The organism is Rhodococcus sp. W8901 (assembly GCF_013348805.1).
Classification (GTDB): domain Bacteria; phylum Actinomycetota; class Actinomycetes; order Mycobacteriales; family Mycobacteriaceae; genus Prescottella.
The window spans coordinates 2,477,598-2,496,448 of sequence record NZ_CP054690.1 but is presented as its reverse complement, the minus strand read 5'-3'; the positions used below and the strand labels follow the sequence as shown (position 1 = coordinate 2,496,448).

13 protein-coding genes are annotated in these 18,851 nt (G+C 68.4%); 6 read left to right on the top strand and 7 right to left on the bottom strand.

The window, feature by feature from the left end; all coding sequences use genetic code 11:
• Positions 1-4 precede the first annotated feature (4 nt).
• Both HUN07_RS11805 and hemE read right to left on the bottom strand, forming a co-directional pair.
• Entirely contained in the window at positions 5-1,369 is a 1,365-nt protein-coding gene (locus HUN07_RS11805; RefSeq protein ID WP_114724189.1) for a protoporphyrinogen oxidase, read from the bottom strand.
• Complete coding sequence (hemE, locus tag HUN07_RS11800) at positions 1,366-2,433, bottom strand: uroporphyrinogen decarboxylase (RefSeq protein ID WP_174909834.1); 1,068 nt, start codon at positions 2,431-2,433, stop codon at positions 1,366-1,368. Before hemE ends, HUN07_RS11805 begins: the two co-directional genes overlap by 4 nt.
• Positions 2,434-2,551: 118 nt before the next feature.
• Here hemE and HUN07_RS11795 point away from each other — a divergent pair, with 118 nt between their 5' ends.
• The gene (locus HUN07_RS11795) at positions 2,552-3,139 is read left to right on the top strand and encodes a DUF3000 domain-containing protein (protein ID WP_114724190.1); all 588 of its coding nucleotides are present in this window, start codon (positions 2,552-2,554) and stop codon (positions 3,137-3,139) included.
• A 45-nt stretch (positions 3,140-3,184) separates the two neighbouring features.
• Here HUN07_RS11795 and HUN07_RS11790 read toward each other — a convergent pair whose 3' ends face one another.
• Complete coding sequence (locus HUN07_RS11790) at positions 3,185-4,465, bottom strand: alpha/beta hydrolase (RefSeq protein WP_254622905.1); 1,281 nt, start codon at positions 4,463-4,465, stop codon at positions 3,185-3,187.
• A gap of 102 nt (positions 4,466-4,567) precedes the next feature.
• Here HUN07_RS11790 and HUN07_RS11785 point away from each other — a divergent pair, with 102 nt between their 5' ends.
• A complete protein-coding gene (locus HUN07_RS11785) occupies positions 4,568-5,995 on the top strand; it encodes a WS/DGAT/MGAT family O-acyltransferase (protein ID WP_174909832.1) in 1,428 nt (475 codons plus the stop codon).
• Here the strand turns inward: HUN07_RS11785 and HUN07_RS11780 are convergent.
• Positions 5,940-6,791, bottom strand: coding sequence for an alpha/beta fold hydrolase (locus tag HUN07_RS11780; protein WP_114724192.1), 852 nt, complete (start codon positions 6,789-6,791; stop codon positions 5,940-5,942). The two genes, HUN07_RS11785 and HUN07_RS11780, sit on opposite strands and share 56 nt — an antisense overlap.
• A 266-nt stretch (positions 6,792-7,057) precedes the next feature.
• On the opposite strand from HUN07_RS11780, the gene HUN07_RS11775 reads away from it, so the two are divergent.
• The 3 genes from HUN07_RS11775 to HUN07_RS11765 all read left to right on the top strand — a co-directional run bounded on the left by HUN07_RS11775 (position 7,058) and on the right by HUN07_RS11765 (position 11,743).
• Positions 7,058-8,290, top strand: coding sequence for an HRDC domain-containing protein (locus HUN07_RS11775; protein WP_174909830.1), 1,233 nt, complete (start codon positions 7,058-7,060; stop codon positions 8,288-8,290).
• A 120-nt stretch (positions 8,291-8,410) separates the two neighbouring features.
• The gene (locus HUN07_RS11770; RefSeq protein WP_174909829.1) at positions 8,411-9,637 is read left to right on the top strand and encodes a thiolase family protein; all 1,227 of its coding nucleotides are present in this window, start codon (positions 8,411-8,413) and stop codon (positions 9,635-9,637) included.
• Positions 9,638-11,743 (top strand): 3-hydroxyacyl-CoA dehydrogenase NAD-binding domain-containing protein, encoded by a 2,106-nt coding sequence (locus HUN07_RS11765; RefSeq protein WP_174909827.1) that lies wholly within the window; start codon positions 9,638-9,640, stop codon positions 11,741-11,743.
• A 71-nt stretch (positions 11,744-11,814) separates the two neighbouring features.
• Here HUN07_RS11765 and HUN07_RS11760 read toward each other — a convergent pair whose 3' ends face one another.
• Positions 11,815-14,082 carry an MMPL family transporter gene (locus HUN07_RS11760; protein ID WP_254622904.1) on the bottom strand — a complete coding sequence of 756 codons (2,268 nt, stop codon included), beginning with the start codon at positions 14,080-14,082 and terminating at the stop codon, positions 11,815-11,817.
• A 238-nt stretch (positions 14,083-14,320) separates the two neighbouring features.
• On the opposite strand from HUN07_RS11760, the gene HUN07_RS11755 reads away from it, so the two are divergent.
• Entirely contained in the window at positions 14,321-15,337 is a 1,017-nt protein-coding gene (locus tag HUN07_RS11755; protein WP_174909825.1) for an iron-siderophore ABC transporter substrate-binding protein, read from the top strand.
• Positions 15,338-15,506: 169 nt separating this feature from the next.
• Here the strand turns inward: HUN07_RS11755 and HUN07_RS11750 are convergent, their stop codons facing one another.
• The gene (locus HUN07_RS11750) at positions 15,507-16,958 is read right to left on the bottom strand and encodes a lipase family protein (protein ID WP_254622903.1); all 1,452 of its coding nucleotides are present in this window, start codon (positions 16,956-16,958) and stop codon (positions 15,507-15,509) included.
• On the bottom strand, positions 16,958-18,241 hold the full coding sequence (locus HUN07_RS11745; RefSeq protein WP_254622902.1) for a hypothetical protein: 1,284 nt from the start codon (positions 18,239-18,241) through the stop codon (positions 16,958-16,960). The genes HUN07_RS11750 and HUN07_RS11745 overlap by 1 nt, the downstream gene beginning before the upstream one ends.
• Between the last annotated feature and the right edge of the window lie 610 nt (positions 18,242-18,851).

The following is an 18,851-nucleotide window of genomic DNA, read 5'->3' as shown; positions in this document are numbered from 1 at the left end:
CCGCTCATCCTGCCACTCGGGCCGCGAGCCGTGTCGCCGCCGTCGTCGCGGACGCCACGCATGCCGGGACGCCGACTCCGTGCAGGTACGCACCCGCGATCTCGAGCCCGTCCACGTCGGCCGCGGCGGCCTCGATCGCGGCCACCCGATCCAGGTGACCGGGTGCATACTGCGGCAGCCCGCCGTGCCAGCGCGCGACGATCGCGTCGACCGGGTCGGCGCGCACGCCCGTGACGGTCTCCAGATCGGCGCGGGCCTTCGCGATCAACTGCTCGTCGGTGGAATCGACGACGGCGGCGTCCCCGAACCGTCCGTACGACGCCCGCACCAGCGTGACGTCCCGGTCGGCCAGGTGCGGCCACTTGCGGCTCGACAGCGTGAACGCCTTCGCGCCCAACGACTCCCCCGTCGCGACGAGGACCCCGGAGTTCTCCGGGACACCGGCGTCGGTGGGCAGGGCCAGCGCGACGACCGCGGAGGATGCGAGTTCGATGCCGCGGGCCGCCTCGGCCAGCGGGGGTGCGGCGTCGGCGACCAGGCCGACCATCTGCGGCGCCGGCACCGCGAGCACGATCCCGTCGACGTGGTCGAGGGGATCGATCCACCAGCCGTCCTCGTCCCGGCGCAGGCCAGTCGCGGACGCGTCCAGGACCATCTCGGGTGCGGCGGCGTCGCGCAGCGCGGCGAGCAGGACGCCGTAGCCGTCGCGCAGGGTGCCGAACACCGGCCCCGGGGACGGTGTCGGCAGCGCCGCCCGCACGGCCGCGGACAGGCTCGGGGCACCCGAGTCGAGCGCGGCGGCCAGCGTCGGCAGCGCGGCCCGGACCCCGATCGAGTCCGACAACCCCGAATAGACACCACCGAGGAGCGGATCGACCGACCGGCGCACCACCTGCTCACCGAAACGGCCGCCGACCAGGGTCGCGACGTCCACATCGGCCGCCGGATCCCACTCGAACGGCACGGTCGGCTCGGCGACGATGCGCGCGAGGGTGTCCGCGTCGACAAGTCCGGCCATCGACTGCGGATCCGACGGGATGCCCATCAGCGTCCGTGAGGGCAACGGGTGGAGCGAGCCCTGCGACCAGATCAGCGGCGATCGTCCCGTCGGATGGACCAACTGGTCCTGCAGGCCCAGCTCGACGATGAGGTCCGCAACCTCCGGGCGGCGCGCGATGAACGCCTCGGCGCCCACGTCGACGGGATCGCCCGCGAGATCGACGGTCCGCAGCTTGCCACCGGTCCGTGAGCCCGCCTCGACGACGGTGATCCGGGCGCCGTCACCGAGCCGCTGCCGCAGCCGATAGGCCGCGACGAGCCCGGTGACGCCGCCACCGACGACCGCTACCGAGACGCGCCGACCGGTCACAACGAATGCACCAGCTCCACGACGTCGGTGAGCACGGCCGGATCGGTCTCCGGCAGCACGCCGTGGCCGAGGTTGAAGATGTGCCCGGTGGCGCCGGCCGCGATCGCGGCGTCCGCCTCCGCGGCGATGCGCCGCACCTGCTTCTCGATCGCGGGCCAGCCCGCGAACAGGACGGCGGGATCGAGGTTGCCCTGCAGCCCCTTGCCTGGCCCGACGCGGCGGGCGGCGACGTCCAGCGGGATCCGCCAGTCGACGCCGACGACGTCGGCGCCGGCCTCGCCCATCGCACCGAGGAGTTCACCGGTGCCGACACCGAAGTGGATGCGCGGCACCTGGGCCGACTCGACCTCGGCGAACACCCGCTCCGAGTGCGGCAGCACGAACTCGCGGTACTCGGCCAGCGACAGCGCGCCCGCCCACGAATCGAACAACTGGACCGCGTCGACGCCGGCATGCAGCTGCGCCTGCAGGAACGCGATGGTGGTGTCGGTGATGGTGCCGAGGAGCGCGTGCCAGGTCTTGGGATCGGCGTGCATGAGCGCCTTGGTGCGCTCGTGGTTGCGACTCGGGCCGCCCTCGACCAGGTACGACGCGAGCGTGAACGGGGCACCGGCGAAACCGATCAGCGGCGTCTCGCCGAGCTCGGCGGTGAGCAGCCGGACAGCCTGCGACACGGCGCCGACCTCGTCGGGAACCAGGCGGGGCAGCGCCGCGACGTCGGCGGTGGTCCGCACGGGGTTCGCGACGACGGGTCCGACACCGGCCACGATGTCGAGGTCGATGCCCGCAGCCTTCAGCGGAACGACGATGTCGGAGAACAGGATCGCCGCGTCGACCTTGTGCCGCCGCACGGGCTGCATCGTGATCTCGCAGACCAACTCGGGATCGAAGCAGGACTCGAGCATCCCGATTCCCGCCCGGATCTCCCGGTACTCCGGCAACGAGCGTCCGGCCTGACGCATGAACCACACGGGTCGATGCTTCACCGGACGGCCGGTGGCCGCCGCCAACAACGGTGCGTCGCCCAGGACCCGTCGAGACGGGTACTCGGCACGCCCGGTCATACCTGCATTCGTATCTTCCAAGCCGCTCATCGGGCTCCATGCTGCCATGGCCCGGCGCCGGGGCGGAATCGGCGCGCCTCCGACGCCCTACCAGGTGCGGCGTCTAACGTCCGCTGGTGTGACGACCCCGGGATTACCCAACGAACCAGCCCAGTTCCGCGCCGCTGTCGACGCGATGAACTCGGCCGAGGTTCACCCGGATATCGAGCTCGGCCCGATCCGTCCCCCGCAGCGCCTCGCGCCGTTCAGCTACGCGATCGGCGCGGAGGTCCGCCACCCCGACGACGCGGCCGTCGCGGAGCAGTCCGAAGGGGACGCATTCGGACGCCTGATCCTGCTTCACGATCCCGACGGCGACGAGGCGTGGAACGGCACCATGCGGCTGGTCGCCTACATCCAGGCCGACCTCGAGCCGGCCCTCGCCGCCGATCCCCTCCTCCCCGAGGTTGCGTGGAGCTGGCTGGTCGACGCCCTCGACGAGCGGGCCGACGAGGTGGTCGCGCTCGGCGGCACGGTGACGGCGACCAGCTCGGTACGGTACGGCGACATCGCGGGGCCACCGCGGGCCCATCAACTCGAGCTCCGGGCGTCGTGGACGGCGACGTCCACCGCCCTGGCCTCCCATGTCGAGGCCTTCTGCGAGGTCCTCGCCTACGCCGCCGGCCTGCCGCCGGCCGGAATCGCGAGGCTGGGTCGGCGGCCCTGAGCCGCAGCGGCCACCGATCGCTACACCTCGACGCCGCTCCATCCGCTAACCCGTCCCTTCCTCGTCCACATCGTCCGCATCCACGGTGTCCGCTGCGCCGGCTCGGGTGCCGGCATGCCCCGGGACGCCCGCCGACAGCCGGCGGGCGTGCGCCCAGTCGAGGAAGTCGGCGACACCCTGCGCCACCCGGAAACTCCGGATGGACGGGAAGATGTCGAACGCGTGCTGGGCGCCCCGCAGCTCGGCGTACGCCACCGGATTCGCCGACACCTCACGCAGACGATCGACGAACTCGCGGGCCTCGGCGACGGGAATGAACGAGTCGCTGGTCCCGTGCACCACGAAGAACGGGGGCGCATCCTCGCGCAGGTGCGCACGCGGCGACGCCGCGAGGTAGTCCCGCGGGAACTGCGCCTTCTTGCCCAGCACCATCGGTGAGAGCGCGGATTCGACCCGCTGACGTGTCGCCTTGATCCCCGTCTCTCCCGCGAAGTCGTACACGCCGTAGTGCGGGGCGCACGCCTGGACCGAGGTGTCCGCATCCTCGAAACCGGGTTGCAGGCCGGCGTCGCCACCCGTCAACGCCAACATCGCTGCCAAGTGGCCGCCGGCCGAACCGCCGGTGACAGCGATGAAATCGGGATCCCCGCCGAACCGGGCGACATTGCCGCGCAACCACGAGACCGCCCGCTTGATGGCGATGAGGTGCTCCGGCCACACCGCCTTCGGCGACAGCGGATAGTTGATCGCGGCGCACACCCACCCACGCGACGCCATCTCCAGCATCAGCGGGATGCCCTGATGATCCTTGGTGCCGATGACCCACCCGCCACCGTGGATCTGCAGCAGGACAGGCGCATTCGCCGGAGTGTCCCGGCGGTGGTAGATGTCGATCCGGAATCGTCGACCGCCGGGCGCATAGTCCAGGTTCTTCACCCGCACGACGTCGTCCCGGCGCATCCGGAACGGGAACGCCAACTGCCGCCACGGCGTCTGCGGGACCGGACGCGCCGCGCCGCCCACCGATCGATAGTCGGGTCCCAACGCCGATTCGAGCGCCGACTCCACCTCGGCCCGCGCCCCACGTCCGGTCGCGATCACGGCTGCGAGTCCCGCGATCGAAGCCCCGGCGGCGGCGAGTCCGACGGCGTCGCCGCGACTCCGGACGCCGTGGCGGGCGACGTGGACAGCAGCATCGGCCGCGGTCGCAGCAAGCAACTGAGGAGCGAGTTCCGTGGTCAGCCATCCGGACAGGAACGTCGGCACCGACATCGGCATCCCCGGCACCGGTCGCAGCGCGTTGGCCGTCAGCGCAGTATTTGCCACCTGACGTAACAGGAACCTGTTATCAATCCTCATAAACCTATTTAACCATGATGTTTGTCACAACGCCCACGTCAAAATGGAACAGGTTCTACCGTTAGCTGCATGGAGAGACTCAGTGGATTGGATGCCAGCTTCCTCTATCTCGAAACCCCGACCCAGATGCTTCACGTGTGTGGCCTCATCATTCTCGACGGGTCCACCATCCCGGGTGGCTATTCTTTCGCAAAGCTGCGAGACGAGTTGGCCGTTCGCGTCAAATCGATGCCGAGCTTCAAGCGTCGGCTCAAGGACACGCGCTTCAACCTGGACCACCCCGTGTGGGTCGACGACACCGACTTCGACATCGATCGCCACTTCCACCGGATCGCGGTACCCGCGCCGGGCGGCCGTGACGAGCTTTCGGAAATGTGCAGTTCGATCGCCAGCCAGCCCATGGACCGCACCCGCCCGCTGTGGGAAATGTTCGTCATCGAGGGCCTCGAAGACGGCTCGGTAGCCGTGATGTCGAAGATGCACCACGCCAACGTCGACGGTGTCACCGGCTCCAACCTCATGTCACAGCTGTGCGGGCTCGAGCCCGACGCCCCCAGGCCCGAGTTCGATCAGCTTCCCGAGGGAGCCGGTCGCGCGAGCTCACTCGACATCGCCGTCAACGGCCTGCTGTCGTTCGCCACGCGACCATTGAAGATGGCGAAGCTGCTCCCGGACAGCGTGTCGCTGCTGCCGAACTGGATCGGGCGGGCCCGCAAGGGCGAGGCGATGCCGACGCCGTTCACCGCGCCGCGCACCTCGTTCAACGGCGCGATCACCGGACGCCGGACCATCGCGTACAACGAACTGAGCCTCGACGACGTCAAGCTCGTCAAGAACGCTTTCGGCGTCAAGGTCAACGACGTCGTGCTGACGATGTGCGCCGGCGCGCTGCGCAAGTACCTCGAGGACCGCAACGAACTCCCCGACAGCTCACTGGTCGCGACGGTACCGGTCTCCGTCCACGACAAGTCGGACCGTCCGGGCACCAACCAGATCTCGGTCATGTTCACCCAGCTCGGGACCGACATCGCCGATCCGGTCGAGCGGCTGCACTTCATCGCCGAGCACAACGCGATCAACAAGGACCACCACAACGAGGCGCTGGGCGCGACCCTGCTGCAGGACTGGGCGCAGTTCGCGGCGCCGGCCACGTTCGGCAGCGCGATGCGGGTGTACTCCAAGCTGAAGCTGGCCGAGCGTCACCCCGTGGTGCACAACCTCGTGGTCTCGAACGTCCCCGGCCCGCCGATGCCGCTCTACTTCCTGGGCGCGCGCATCAAGCAGATGTATCCGCTCGGACCGGTCTTCCACGGCGCCGGCCTCAACGTGACGGTGATGTCGCTCGAGGGCCGACTCGACGTGGGCCTGGTCTCCTGCAAGGAACTCGCGCCGCACCTGTGGGATCTGGCGGACGCGTTCCCGGCGGCCCTGGCCGAACTCGTCAAGGCCGCACGCGCGCAAGCACGGAAGAAGAAGCAGCCAGCAGTCCCTCGGTGAACGGCCCGGCGTTCATGACGCACGACGAGTGACCGCAGTCCACCTCGTACGTGGCGGCGCCGGCGATCTGGCGAGCGAGCCAGCGCTGGCGCCGCGGGGGGATGATCAGGTCCTTCGTGGGCACCACGACGGCGGTGGGGACGTCGATGTCGCCGACCCACGCCGTCGAATCGAACTTGCCGATCTCGGCGGTGGCCCGACCGATCGCGCCGTAACTGGTCTCCCGGAACTGGGAGTACGCCCACACCCGATCTCCGCCGAACCGCGGCCCGCCGACCGGGACCGGACCGGGACGCGGCTTGAGCGCACCGAGCCCCGCACTGAGCGATTCGAGCGCCACCCGTTCACGCGAGTTCCGCTTGAAGTGCGCCGCGCCCGCGCACAGCACCAGACCCGCGACGCGGTCGCGGTGCCGCTTCCACGTGAGCTGCGAGACCAACGAACCCATCGAGTACCCGACCGGCACGACACGGTCGAGCTCCAGAGTGTCGGCGAGCGCGACGACGTCGTCGGCGCAGTCCTCGAGCGTGAATCGCTCCGAGCGGATGCCACGCCCGTGCCAACGCTGATCGAGGACCACCACCCGCGACTTCGCCGCGAGCTTGGCGATGGCCGGGTACCACGTCAGCGTGCCGGTGCACGCGAGCGCGTGCAGCAGCACCAGCGTCGGCTTTCCACGGTTCTCCGGGGTGGCACCCGTATCGATGACGTAGGTGCTGCCCCGGCCCGGTAACTCCACCATGGACCCGGCCGGCACCTCGCCGACGGGAGCGACGGCGGCCGCAAGGTTGAGCATCGATCTGCCTTCCGATCAGGTGTCCTCGATCCGCCCGGAGAAGCCGAGCGGACAAAACTGGAACTCGTTCTACCTCATGGGCCGCACTGCCCGCGAGCGATTCCGACATTCCGCCCGGGCGCACCGACGGGCCGGTCGGTGCGCCGACCAGGCACCGTCACCCGCCGGAGTGGTCTTGGTCACATGTTCAACTTTTTGACAGAATTGCCGCGCGACGCGCAGATCTCGACGTGAGATCGCGCCCTCGCCACGTAGAGTTGCCCCCTATGCCAGATACCACCGAGCCCACCCCCGTCCCCGTACCACTACTGGTTCCGGCAGACGGGGTGCCGCCGGTGATCGAGACGGCCGACGGCGTCCGCGACGCCGCCGAGCGCATCGCCGCGGGCACCGGCCCCCTCGCCGTCGACGCGGAGCGCGCGTCCGGATTCCGCTACTCGTCCCGCGCGTACCTGGTGCAGTTGCGGCGTGCCGGCGCCGGCACGTTCCTACTCGATCCGATTCCGACGTCGGAGGATCTGGCACCCCTTCGTGACGCGATCAACGACCTCGAGTGGGTGCTGCACTCCGCCGACCAGGATCTGCCGTGTCTCGCCGAACTCGGCCTCGAACCGGCCGCACTGTTCGACACCGAACTGGCCGGACGGCTCGCCGGCTTCGAACGCGTGGGCCTGGCCGCGATCGTCGAACGCACGCTCGGGCTCGAGCTCCGCAAGGGTCACGGGGCGGCCGACTGGTCGTCGCGTCCGCTGCCCGACGCATGGCTCAACTACGCAGCCCTCGACGTCGAGGTACTCCTCGAGCTCCAGGACGCCATGGCGAAAGAGCTTGCATCCCAGGACAAGACGGAATGGGCGAGGCAGGAGTTCGAGCACGTCCGGCTCGCCGGACCGCCGCAGCCCAAGCCGGAGCGGTGGCGGCGGACGTCACAGATCCACAGCCTCAAGAGCCCCCGCCAACTCGCCGCGGTCCGCGAGTTGTGGACCGCGCGCGACGAGGTGGCCCGCAAGCGCGACATCTCCCCCAGTCGCATCCTGCCGGACTCGGCGATCGTCGCCGCGGCGAGCGCCGATCCCAAGAGCATGGAGACGCTACGGGCCCTGCCCGTTTTCGGCGGACCGCGCCAGCGCCGGTCGTCACGGCTGTGGCTGTCCGCTCTCGAGCGCGCCCGTGCGCTGCCGCAGACGGAACTGCCCCCGATCAATCAGCCCTTCACCGGGCCGCCGCCGCCCAGCCGATGGGCCAAGCGCGACCCCGAGGCGGCCGCACGCCTGAACGCCGCCAAGGCCGGCATCACCGAACTCAGCGAGCGAGCGCAGGTGCCTGTCGAGAACCTGCTCAGCCCCGACCTGGTGCGTCGGATCTGCTGGGAGCCGCCGGTCGACGAGTCGGATCCGTCGGCGGCGATCGACGCGGCTCTCGCGGTGGGCGGCGCGCGTCCGTGGCAGCGCGAACTGACCGTGCCCATCCTCGCGGAAGCGGTCCGGGCACAGCCCTGAACTGCGCCGATGGGGTCAGCTACGCCCCGTATGTTACCGGCGGGTAATTAGCGCTACAGTGGTGCGTGTCGGGTCTTCGACTCGGCGTGACCGCTCCACTCCCGCCAGGAGGAATCCAGCGTGGCTGCATCCGCTACCCAGAGAAACGTCGTCTTCGTCGACGGCATCCGCACGCCGTTCGGCAAGGCCGGCCCGAAGGGCATTTACGCCGAAACTCGGGCCGACGACCTGGTCGTCAAGGCCATCCGCGAGCTGCTGCGCCGCAACCCCCAGCTCGATCCTTCGCGGATCGACGAGGTGGCGATCGCCGCGACCACCCAGACCGGCGACCAGGGCCTGACCATCGGCCGCACGTCCGCGATCCTCGCGGGTCTGCCCGAGACGGTCCCGGGCTTCGCGATCGACCGCATGTGCGCCGGCGCGATGACCGCCGTCACCACCACCGCGTCGGGCATCGGCTTCGGCCAGTACGACGTCGTGATCGCCGGCGGCGTCGAGCACATGGGCCGCCACCCGATGGGGCAGGGCGCCGACCCGAACCCCCGCTTCCTCGCCGACCGCCTGGTCGACCCGAGCGCACTGGTGATGGGCAACACCGCCGAGAACCTGCACGACCGGTTCCCGAGCATCACCAAGGAACGCACCGACGCCTACGCCGTCTCGTCGCAGAACAAGTACGAGGCCGCCAAGAAGGCCGGTTTCATCGCCGACACCCTGGTGCCGGTCGCCACCCGTTCCGAGGCGGGCTGGGGCCTGGCCACCGAGGACGAGCCGCCGCGCCCGGGCACGACGCTCGAGGACCTGGCCAAGCTCAAGACCCCGTTCCGGCCGGCCGGCCGCATCACCGCCGGTAACGCGGCGGGCCTCAACGACGGCGCCACCGCCGCGATCCTCGCCGGTGAGGACACCGCCCGCGAGCTGGGCCTGCCCGTCGGCATGCGCATGGTCGGCTTCGCCTTCCAGGGCGTCGACCCCGCCGTCATGGGCATCGGTCCGGTCCCCGCGACCGAGAAGCTGCTCGCCCGCACCGGCATGAAGATCGAGGACATCGGCCTGTTCGAGATCAACGAGGCGTTCGCCGTACAGGTGCTCGCCTTCCTCGAGCATTTCGGTATCGCCGACGACGATCCGCGGGTCAACCAGTGGGGCGGTGCCATCGCGTGCGGCCACCCGCTGGCCTCCTCGGGCGTCCGCCTGATGACCCAGCTGTCGCGCCAGTTCGCGCAGAACCCGGACGTCCGCTACGGCCTGACCACGATGTGCATCGGCCTCGGCATGGGCGGCACCGTCATCTGGGAGAACCCCAATCACAAGGACTACGCAGCCGACGAAGCGGGAGCCAAGTAAATGACCGACATTGCATCCGCTTTCGCCGACGAAGTCGTCACGAACGCCTACACCAAGCTGATCTCGGTGCCCGGCATCGAGGGTCCGGTCGCACTGGTCACCCTCGACAACGGCTTCGACCACACCAAGCCGAACTCGTTCGGCCCGCGGGGCCTGCTGGCGTTCGACAAGGCGCTCGACGAGGCCTTCGCCGCCAACCCGGCCGCCATCGCCGTCACCGGTAAGCCCTTCATCTTCGCGGCCGGCGCCGACCTCAAGGGCGTCCCGAGCATCAGCACCCGCGAGCAGGGCGTCGAGCTCGGCCAGCTGGGGCACCGTGTGTTCCGTCGTCTGCGCGAGTCGTCGGTGCCGACGTTCGCGTTCGTGAACGGCGTCGCGCTCGGCGGCGGCCTCGAGGTGGGTCTGCACTGCCACTACCGCACCTTCGCCGACAACGTCGGCGCGCTCGGGCTGCCCGAGGCGATGCTCGGCCTGGTTCCCGGCTGGGGCGGAACCCAGTTGCTGCCCAACCTGATCGGGCCGTCGAATGCGGTCACCGTCGCGGTCGAGAACCCGCTCAACAACGGCAAGGTCATCAACTCGAAGAAGGCCCTCGAGCTCGGCATCGCCGACGTCGTGCTCGGCTCCGCCGACTTCATCGAGCAATCCCTGGCGTGGGCCGCACAGGTTCTCGCCGGTGACATCACGCCTGCGCGACCGGAGATCGACCGCGGTCAGGGCTGGGACGAGGCCATCGCCCGCGCCAAGGCGATCGTCGAAGGCAAAACCAAGAACAACGCGCCCGGCGCGGTGCGCACGGTCGAACTGCTCGAGCTGGCCCGCACCACCGACCTCACCGACTCGAAGTCCCTCGATGCCGGGTTCGCCGCCGAGGACAACGCCCTCGCCGACCTCCTCATGACCGACGAGCTACGCGCCGGCCTGTACGCGTTCGACCTGGTGAACAAGCGCGCCAAGCGCCCCGCCGGAGCGCCCGACAAGTCGTTGGCACGCAAGGTCACCGGTGTCGGCATCGTCGGTGCCGGCCTGATGGCGAGCCAGCTGGCGATGCTGTTCGTCAAGCAGCTCAAGGTGCCGGTCATCCTCACCGACATCGACCAGGAGCGCATCGACAAGGGCGTCGGCTACGTCCACGGCGAGATCGACAAGCTGCTGGCCAAGGGCCGGCTGTCGCCGGACGGCGCGAACCGCCTCAAGGCGCTGGTGACCGGCTCGCTCGACAAGGCCGCGTTCGCGAAGACCGACTTCGTCATCGAGGCCGTCTTCGAGAACATGGACGTCAAGAAGAAGGTGTTCGCCGAACTCGAGGAGCACATCTCTCCCGAGACGGTCCTGGCGACCAACACCTCGTCGCTGTCGATCACGGAGATGGCCGCCGACCTGAAGCATCCCGAGCGCGTGGTCGGCTTCCACTTCTTCAACCCGGTCGCGGTGCTCCCGCTGCTCGAGGTCATCAAGGGTCAGCAGACCGACGACGCCACCCTCGCAACGGCGTTCGCGACCGCCAAGGCGCTCAAGAAGTCGGCCGTCGGATCCGCCGACCTGCCGGGCTTCGTCTTCAACCGCCTGCTGATCCGCGCACTCGGCGAGGTCATGAACGCGGTCGACGAGGGCACCCCGTTCGACGTCGCCGACAACGCGATCGCCGAACTCGGTATGCCGATGACGCCGTTCACGCTGCTCGCGCTCGTCGGCCCGGCCATCGCGCTGCACACCGGCGAGACCCTCAACGCTGCCTACCCGGAGCGCTTCAAGCCTTCCCCCGGACTCGAGGCCATCGTCGAGGCCCGCAAGCCCGGCGTCTGGTCCTGGACCGACAAGGGCCAGGTCGTCGACCCCGAGGTCGCGGCGCTGTGGCAGCAGGGCGACAAGCCGTCCACGTCGGAGGAGGTGCTCGAGCGCACGCGTCGCGCGTTCGCCGAGGAGATCCGGATCATGCTCGAGGAGGGCGTCGTCGCCGGTCCCGAGGACATCGACCTGTGCCTGATCCTGGGCGGCGGCTTCGGCTTCTGGAACGGTGGCATCACGCCGTACCTGGACCGGACCGGAACCTCGGAGGCCGTGAACGGCAAGACGTTCCTGGCCAAGGGCGTCGCGAGCGTCTAGCCCGACCCGTCACGAGAGGAGCGCGTCCCCGAGATTGGGGCGCGCTCCTCTTCGCATCGACGGGGTACCGGTCAGGAGATCGCATCCTCCGGAAGCGACTCCCGTGCCGGGATCGTTTCCGGCTCCGACGACTCCGGAACGACGGAGGTATCCGGATCCGCGAGATCGCGCACGTCGCCCCGGGCCAGTTCGCTGTCGAGGATCGGTTCGCCCAGCCCGACCTTCTCCTGGATGCGCTTCATCCAGGCAGGCGCCCACCAGCAGTCGTCGCCGAGCAGCTTCATCACCGCCGGCACCAGGAACATGCGGATCAGGGTCGCGTCGATGACGAGCGCCGAGATCATGCCGTACGCGATGTACTTCATCATCACCAGCTCGGAGAATCCGAACGCGCCGGTGACGACGATCAGGATCAGTGCGGCCGCGGTGATGATCCGGCCGGTGTGCGCGGTACCGATCCGGATGGCCTCGGTGGTACTCGCGCCCTGCGATCTGGCCTCGACCATGCGGGAGAGCAGGAACACCTCGTAGTCGATGGACAAGCCGTAGACGATCGCGACGATCAGCACCAGCATCGGCGACGTGATCGGTCCGGGCGTGAAGCCCAGCACGCCCGAGCCGTGGCCGTCGACGAACACCCAAGTGAGGATGCCGAGCGTCGCGCCGAGACCGAGCGCGCTCATCAGCACGGCCTTGATGGGCAACACCAGCGAGCCGAATGCCAGGAACATCAGCAGCGTCGTGACGGTGAGGACCGTGACGATCATGAGCGGCAGGTTGTCGAGCAGCGCGCTGATGCTGTCCTGCTCGATCGCCGGGGTGCCGCCGACGAGGACATCCACGCCGTCCGGGACGTCCATCGCCCGCAGGTAGTCGATGGTGGGGGCGGAGTCGTTGCGGTCGACCAGACCGGCCTTGATGACCTGCACGCCGTCCTTCGCGGGGCCGGTGATGGAGAACTTCTCGACCAGGCCGGGCGCCCCGCTCGCGGTCTTGAGGATCTGGCCCACCTGGGTGCCGTCGGCGCCGGTGATCACCAGTTTCACCGGTTCGGTGCGATTGCCCGGGAACAGCTCGTCGAACTGCTCCTGCGCCATCCGCGTCGGGTTGTCGGTCGGCAGATACTCCTCGTTGATGCCACCGAACTTGATACCCGTCAGCGGGACCATCAGCATCAACAGACCGACCACGATCGGGATCGTCACCTTGAGCGGGTTACGCATCACCCACCGCGTCAGGCGACCCCAGACACTGGACTCGATCTCCTCGGTCGACTTGATCTGGCCGAACCGTTTGAGGCCGAACTTGTCGATCCGCCGGCCCAGGATGCTCAGGATCGCGGGCAGCACCGTGACCGAGGTGAACGCGGCCAGCAACACCGTCGCGATCGCGCCGTAGGCCATCGACTTCAGGAAGCCCTGTGGGAACAACAGCAGGCCACCGAGACTCGCGATGATCATCGTCGCGGAGAACAACACGGTGCGACCGGCGGTCATGACGCTGCGGCGCACCGCATCCCTGGTGCTGCGCCCGTCGCCGAGTTCCTCGCGGAACCGGCTGACGATGAACAGGCCGTAGTCGATCGCCAGACCCAACCCGATCAGTGAGACCACCGACGCGACGAACGCATTGACCTCGGTGAAATGCGTGATCACCCGCACGATCCCGTTGGCGCTGAGGATCGTCAGACCACCGACGATCAGCGGCAACGCCGCCGCGACCGCGCCTCCGAAGACGAAGAACAGCAGCACCGCGACCGCCGGGATCGCGAGGATTTCCATGCGGTGGATGTCGTTGGCGATCGTGTCGTTGATCGCGCTCGCGACCGGCTGCATGCCGGCGAGTTGGACCTCGACCCCGTCGATCTGGAACGCGTCCTTCATCTCACGAAAGTTGTTGGTGATCGCGGTGTCGTTGTCGCCCTTCAGGGCGATGCTCGCGAGCGCATGGGTGCGGTCCGTCGTTGCAAAAGCCGGCAGCCGCGGCGTGTTCGGTACCGGGAAGTAGCTGCCGTTGATCTTCGCGACCTGGTCGGGGTGGTCCTGCACCAGTCGCTGCAGGCTGTCGGTGACCTTCGCGCTGAAGGCCGGGTCGTCGACCGTCTTGCCGTCGGGGGCGGTGTACATCGCCACGACGTCACCGGTGGCATCCCGGCCGAACGTGCCGTCCGCCAGTCTCGCCGCCGCCACGGACTCCGAGCCGGGATCGTCCAGCCCGCTCTGACTGAGGTGCGCACCCAGCCCGGAACCATAGGCGCCCAGCGCCAACAGTCCGGCCACCATCACCGCGATGACGGTGAAACGGGCCCGGTAGACCAGATCCCCCCAGCGAGCAAACACCTATGGACTCCTCAGCCCCCGACGAGCAGCGCGGATAGTGGACGGCGGCGGCTGTGACCAGTCGCCGCCGTGGAGCACAGGCCTTCACATTACGGGCCGCCACCGCGTCATACGTTCATGATCGATTTCGCCGCGAGGCGATCGTGTCGGGCCGGACCGACCCACCCCGCCACACAGCCTCCGAGACACAGGTTAGGCTCACCTTCTCCGATCTCGTCGATCCCGAAGGAGTTCCCCGGTGTTCGCTCTCACCACCCGCCGCAAGGTTGCGACGGTCGTCGCCATCCTGAGCGCGACGGCACTGCTCGCGTCCTGCTCGTCGTCGACCGACAGCGATTCCACGACCACGGCCTCCGACGGTGCCTTCCCCGTCACGATCGCGAACACGTTCGGAGAGACCACGATCGAGTCGACCCCCGAGCGGATCGTCACGCTCGGCTGGAACGCCGAGGACGTCGTCTACGCGCTCGGCGGCACCCCGGTGGGCATGCCGAAGAACTCCTACGGCGCCGACGAGAACGGTGTCATGCCGTGGCTGTCGGACAAGTACGACCCCCGCGAGACCACCCTGCTCGACGCCACGTCCTCCACGCCCGTCGAGGCGATCGCCGCGCTGGCACCCGACGCGATCATGGCACCGTACGAGGGCTTCGACCAGGCCACCTACGGCCAGCTGTCCTCCCTCGCACCGACGGTCGCCTATCCCGGCAAGGCGTGGCAGACCACGTGGCAGGACCAGACCACGCTGATCGGTCAGGCGATGGGCAAGTCCGACGAGGCGACGAAGCTCATCGACGGCATGAACACGATGCTCGCCGACACCGCCACCGCGCACCCCGAGTTCGCCGGCAAGACCCTGTCGGTGATCAACCTCGACACCACCAACGGTCAGGTCAACGTCTACAAGCCGACCGACCCGCGCGTGCAGGTCCTCACCCAGCTCGGGTTCGTGAACTCCCCGGGCGTCGAGAAGCTCGCGGCCGAGAGCGATCCGGACAGCTTCTTCGCCACCATCTCCGCCGAACGCATCACCGAGGTCGACGCGGACGTCGTGGTCGTGTTCGTGCCGGACGAGGGAGAGGCCACGAAGAACCCCACGTACAACTCGCTCGGCGCCGTCCAGCGCGGCAGCGCGGTGCCCCTGCCCGACACCCAGGTGGTTGCGGGCCTCAGCCGGACGGGCGTCCTCGCGACACCGTGGGTGATCGACCGGATCGCCCCGCAGCTGTCGGAGGCCGCGAAGCGGGTTGCGTGACGACTTCGCGTTCGGAGCCGGGCTCGTCCGCGACCGCGGTCAGGAACCGAAGATGCGTCCGAAGGCTTCGAGAAATGCGACAGGCCCCAGGGAGAACATGTAGCTGCTCCCGGTGAACATGGCATCGATCACGTCGGTCACCTCCTCCCGTTCTCGCGGCGTGCGCTGCTCATTCGGCGAAGTTCTGTTCGATCCAGTCGATGGTCTGCATCCCGAACAGGTCAGTGCCCCACCCGTAGAGGTCGGTGAGCATCCGCACCATGCTGCAGTCACTCGGCGCGTACGTCACGTCGGTTCCCCCGGCCCGATACTTGTCGGCGAGTTCCCGTGAGTCCTTTGCCGGCACAAGGGACATCGGTGAGTCGTCCTTGGCGCACGACGTGATGAGAACCTTCGACTTCGGAGCCTCGGTCCCGAGCAGGTTGTCGTCGTAGACGTGCTGGAACGCGGGAATGTCGGCCGGGTTCTGCCCACCGACGAAGAGCGTCTCCAATGGAACGAACGGCGCCGTGAAGTACGCGGGCGTCTGGCACTGCGTTCGATACACGTGGGCCAGCGCGTTGCCGACGGGGTTCAGCTTCTCGTCGATCCGCATCTCCGGGTACTTCGGCTCCAGACCGAGCAACGTGGCGAAGGCGAACCCGGAGCCGATCGAACCGTCGGCGGTGCGCATGAAGTTCCGCGTGTTGACCACCATGCCCTCGAGGACGGTGGACCGGATGTCCAACTCCGGGGCGTACTGCGCCTGCGCCTCGGCGGCGAAGCCTGCGCCGACTCCGCCTCCCGCAATACCGAACAGAGAGATCGGGGCGTGTGCGCTGAGCCCCGTGCTCGGGGCCGACACGGCGGCACGAATGGCGTCGAGTTGGGCGTGGCCGGCGTACTTTCCGGCGAAGACGCCGTGCGGGTCGGGGTCGCCGTCGTTGCCGACGTCGGAGATGACCACCGCGTAGCCCTTGCCGAACATCAACGCCAGCGGTCCGAGCGCGGACCAGGCGGCGCCGTCGAGCGGATTCCCGCCGGTCCACTGGGTGCTCGGATGACAGTAGGCGCCGACGCTGTCGTTGGCCTCCTGGTAGCTGATCACCTTCTTCTCCGCTGCGGGCGTGCCGTCGACGGGGATCATCACGATGCCGGTGCTGACCTCGGGTGTGGTTCCGTCGAGTCCGGTCGTCACGTACATCATCTTGTAGGCGTCGATCCTGCCCGGCTTGTAGCCGAGGAACATCATGTCGACCGGCTTGATCTTGAGCACGGTGCCCGGGCGCTCCGCCCCGGTCAGTGGTGGTTCGTCGTAGAAGGAGTCGCGCGACGTCAGCGCCTTGAACGACTCGACTCGCGATGCGGCCGTCCCGGCGTCGAGCGCGCCGACGACGAATCCGTTGAACACCTCGTCGAGGCGCGGCGTCCGCACGTCGGACTGGCCGCCGCCCGACGACGACCCGTCAGCCGACGACGACCCGTCAGCCGACAGCGACCCGCCGGCCGATGACGACCCGTCAGCCGATTGGGCGGACGCGCCGACCGGGGCGACCATGATCGCGGCGGTGGCCACCGCCGCGTAGGACAGGACTCGTGTGGCTGCGGAGAGCCTGTGGCCCCGAGTCGCATTGACTGTCATCAGGACACCGTCACTTCCATGTTCTGCAGGGCGGCCTGCATGATCTGGGGAATGTTGAGCAGCGGTCGATGCGTTTCGAGTTGCGTCTCGTAGGGCACACGTAGCTCGGATTCGAGCTGCGGCCAGTTGTTCTCGACCATGTCCTTGTAGTTCGGGAGGAGCTGGGTGGTGATGTAGTCCCATCGCTCGTCGTAGACGGACCAGTTCCACGCCGGGAGCGGACTGGTCAGGGTAGCGGTGCGCCCATCGGGCAGGCGCGAGCTGACTTCGATGGGACGGAACGAGCGTGGCGGCAGTACCCCGGCAACCGACGGCGACCCCGCCACGGTGGACAGGTACGTGATCGCCTGGCCGACGGTGTCCTTGTAGTTGCGAACGGTGTCCCACTGTTCCCGGATGATCACACCTTGTTCCCGCTGCAACAGCGCACCGTTGCCGCGCGCGATCCGGTCCGGATCCTGCGACGCGACATCACGCCACGCGGTCATGATGTCGTCACCGAACAGCCCCGCACGTTGCATCTCTTCGAGGGCGGGGAGCCCACCGGTGACGTAGGCGCGATGCATGGGCATCAGGTCGGAGAAGATGTTCTTCTGCATCACCATGATCATTCCGAGGATGAAATGCAGGTCCTCGCTGGTGATTTCGCTTCCAGCCTCGGCCAGCGCCCGCAGTCCGTCCGGGAGCGAGTCGACGATGTCCGGGCCGGCGACGCCGGTGGCGGCCTCGACCACGGCCCGGGCGGACTGCTGAATCGGCGGGAGGTCGTAGGCGTTCGTCATGAGTTCGAAGTCGATCAGCCCGCCGCCGAAGTCGGCGCCGACCATGCCGCCCATGCCCGCCCACTGCAGTTCGCGGCGCTCCAGCTGCAAGTCCTCGTAGAGGCGGTACGACCTGATCAGGTTGTCCCGGTTCACCGCCACCCCGGCACGCGGATCCCACGCGGCCAGGTCGATCCCCGCGGTGTCCGTGGCCTCCACCAGCCAGTATTGGAAGAGCAATGCCTGATACTCGTGCGGTGCGGCGCCGCTCGCGCGGGCCTCGCCCAGAAGTCGACTGAGCGTGGCGCGGTCGGTGGGCAGCGCCGGATTGACCCCGCCGGGGCCGTGCGCCGCGTCCCGATTGCTCATCGGCAGATTCAGATAGTGGTCGACGTCCGTTTCGGACGCCGCCGCCGGTGTCGACGCCACGCCCCCGACCGCCACGGTCGTCGCGACCAGGACCCCGACCACGCCCGCGACGGACGCGCGCAGGGTCCAGCGCCCCTTCAATCCAGCACTCATGTCGCCCCCAGGGCTCACTCGGAAATGGCCACCCCGACATGCTCGATCTATGCAGACACTACTTACCAACCGGTTCGAATCGTCGGAAATCGTCGATACGACCCATCAAAACACCTGGATAACGGCAAATGGGACGACTACCCCATTTCAGAAAATCGCACCCACAGTGCGACCCCATTTCACCACCGTCACGCACATCGCTGATCGAGCTCGAAAGGAACCCGTCGGCGTTTCCTATTCCAGAAATGAGAACGCTTCCACGCGGTGATATCCAGGACACGCTCGGCCCGGCGGGGCGGCGGGGAAGGTCCGCGACGCCCCGGATCATCTGTCGCCTGCGCGGGTTCCGCCTTTGGCCGAGGTACGTATGGCGCTGGACGCCTACCCCAGGCGCGTAGGTATGCGTCCGAAAACGCTCCAGTATTGGTGTAACCGACCCGCCGGGCGACCTCCGAAACGGCGAGTCGGTGGTTACGCAATAGTCCGCCGGCGACGCTCAGCGTGTCAGCGGCGACAGCAACCGCACCAGGTATCGACTGCGCCCCCTCTCCACGAACCTCAATACCGACAACACCGACTCATGCACGACGGTGAGCGAGATCTTCGAGAA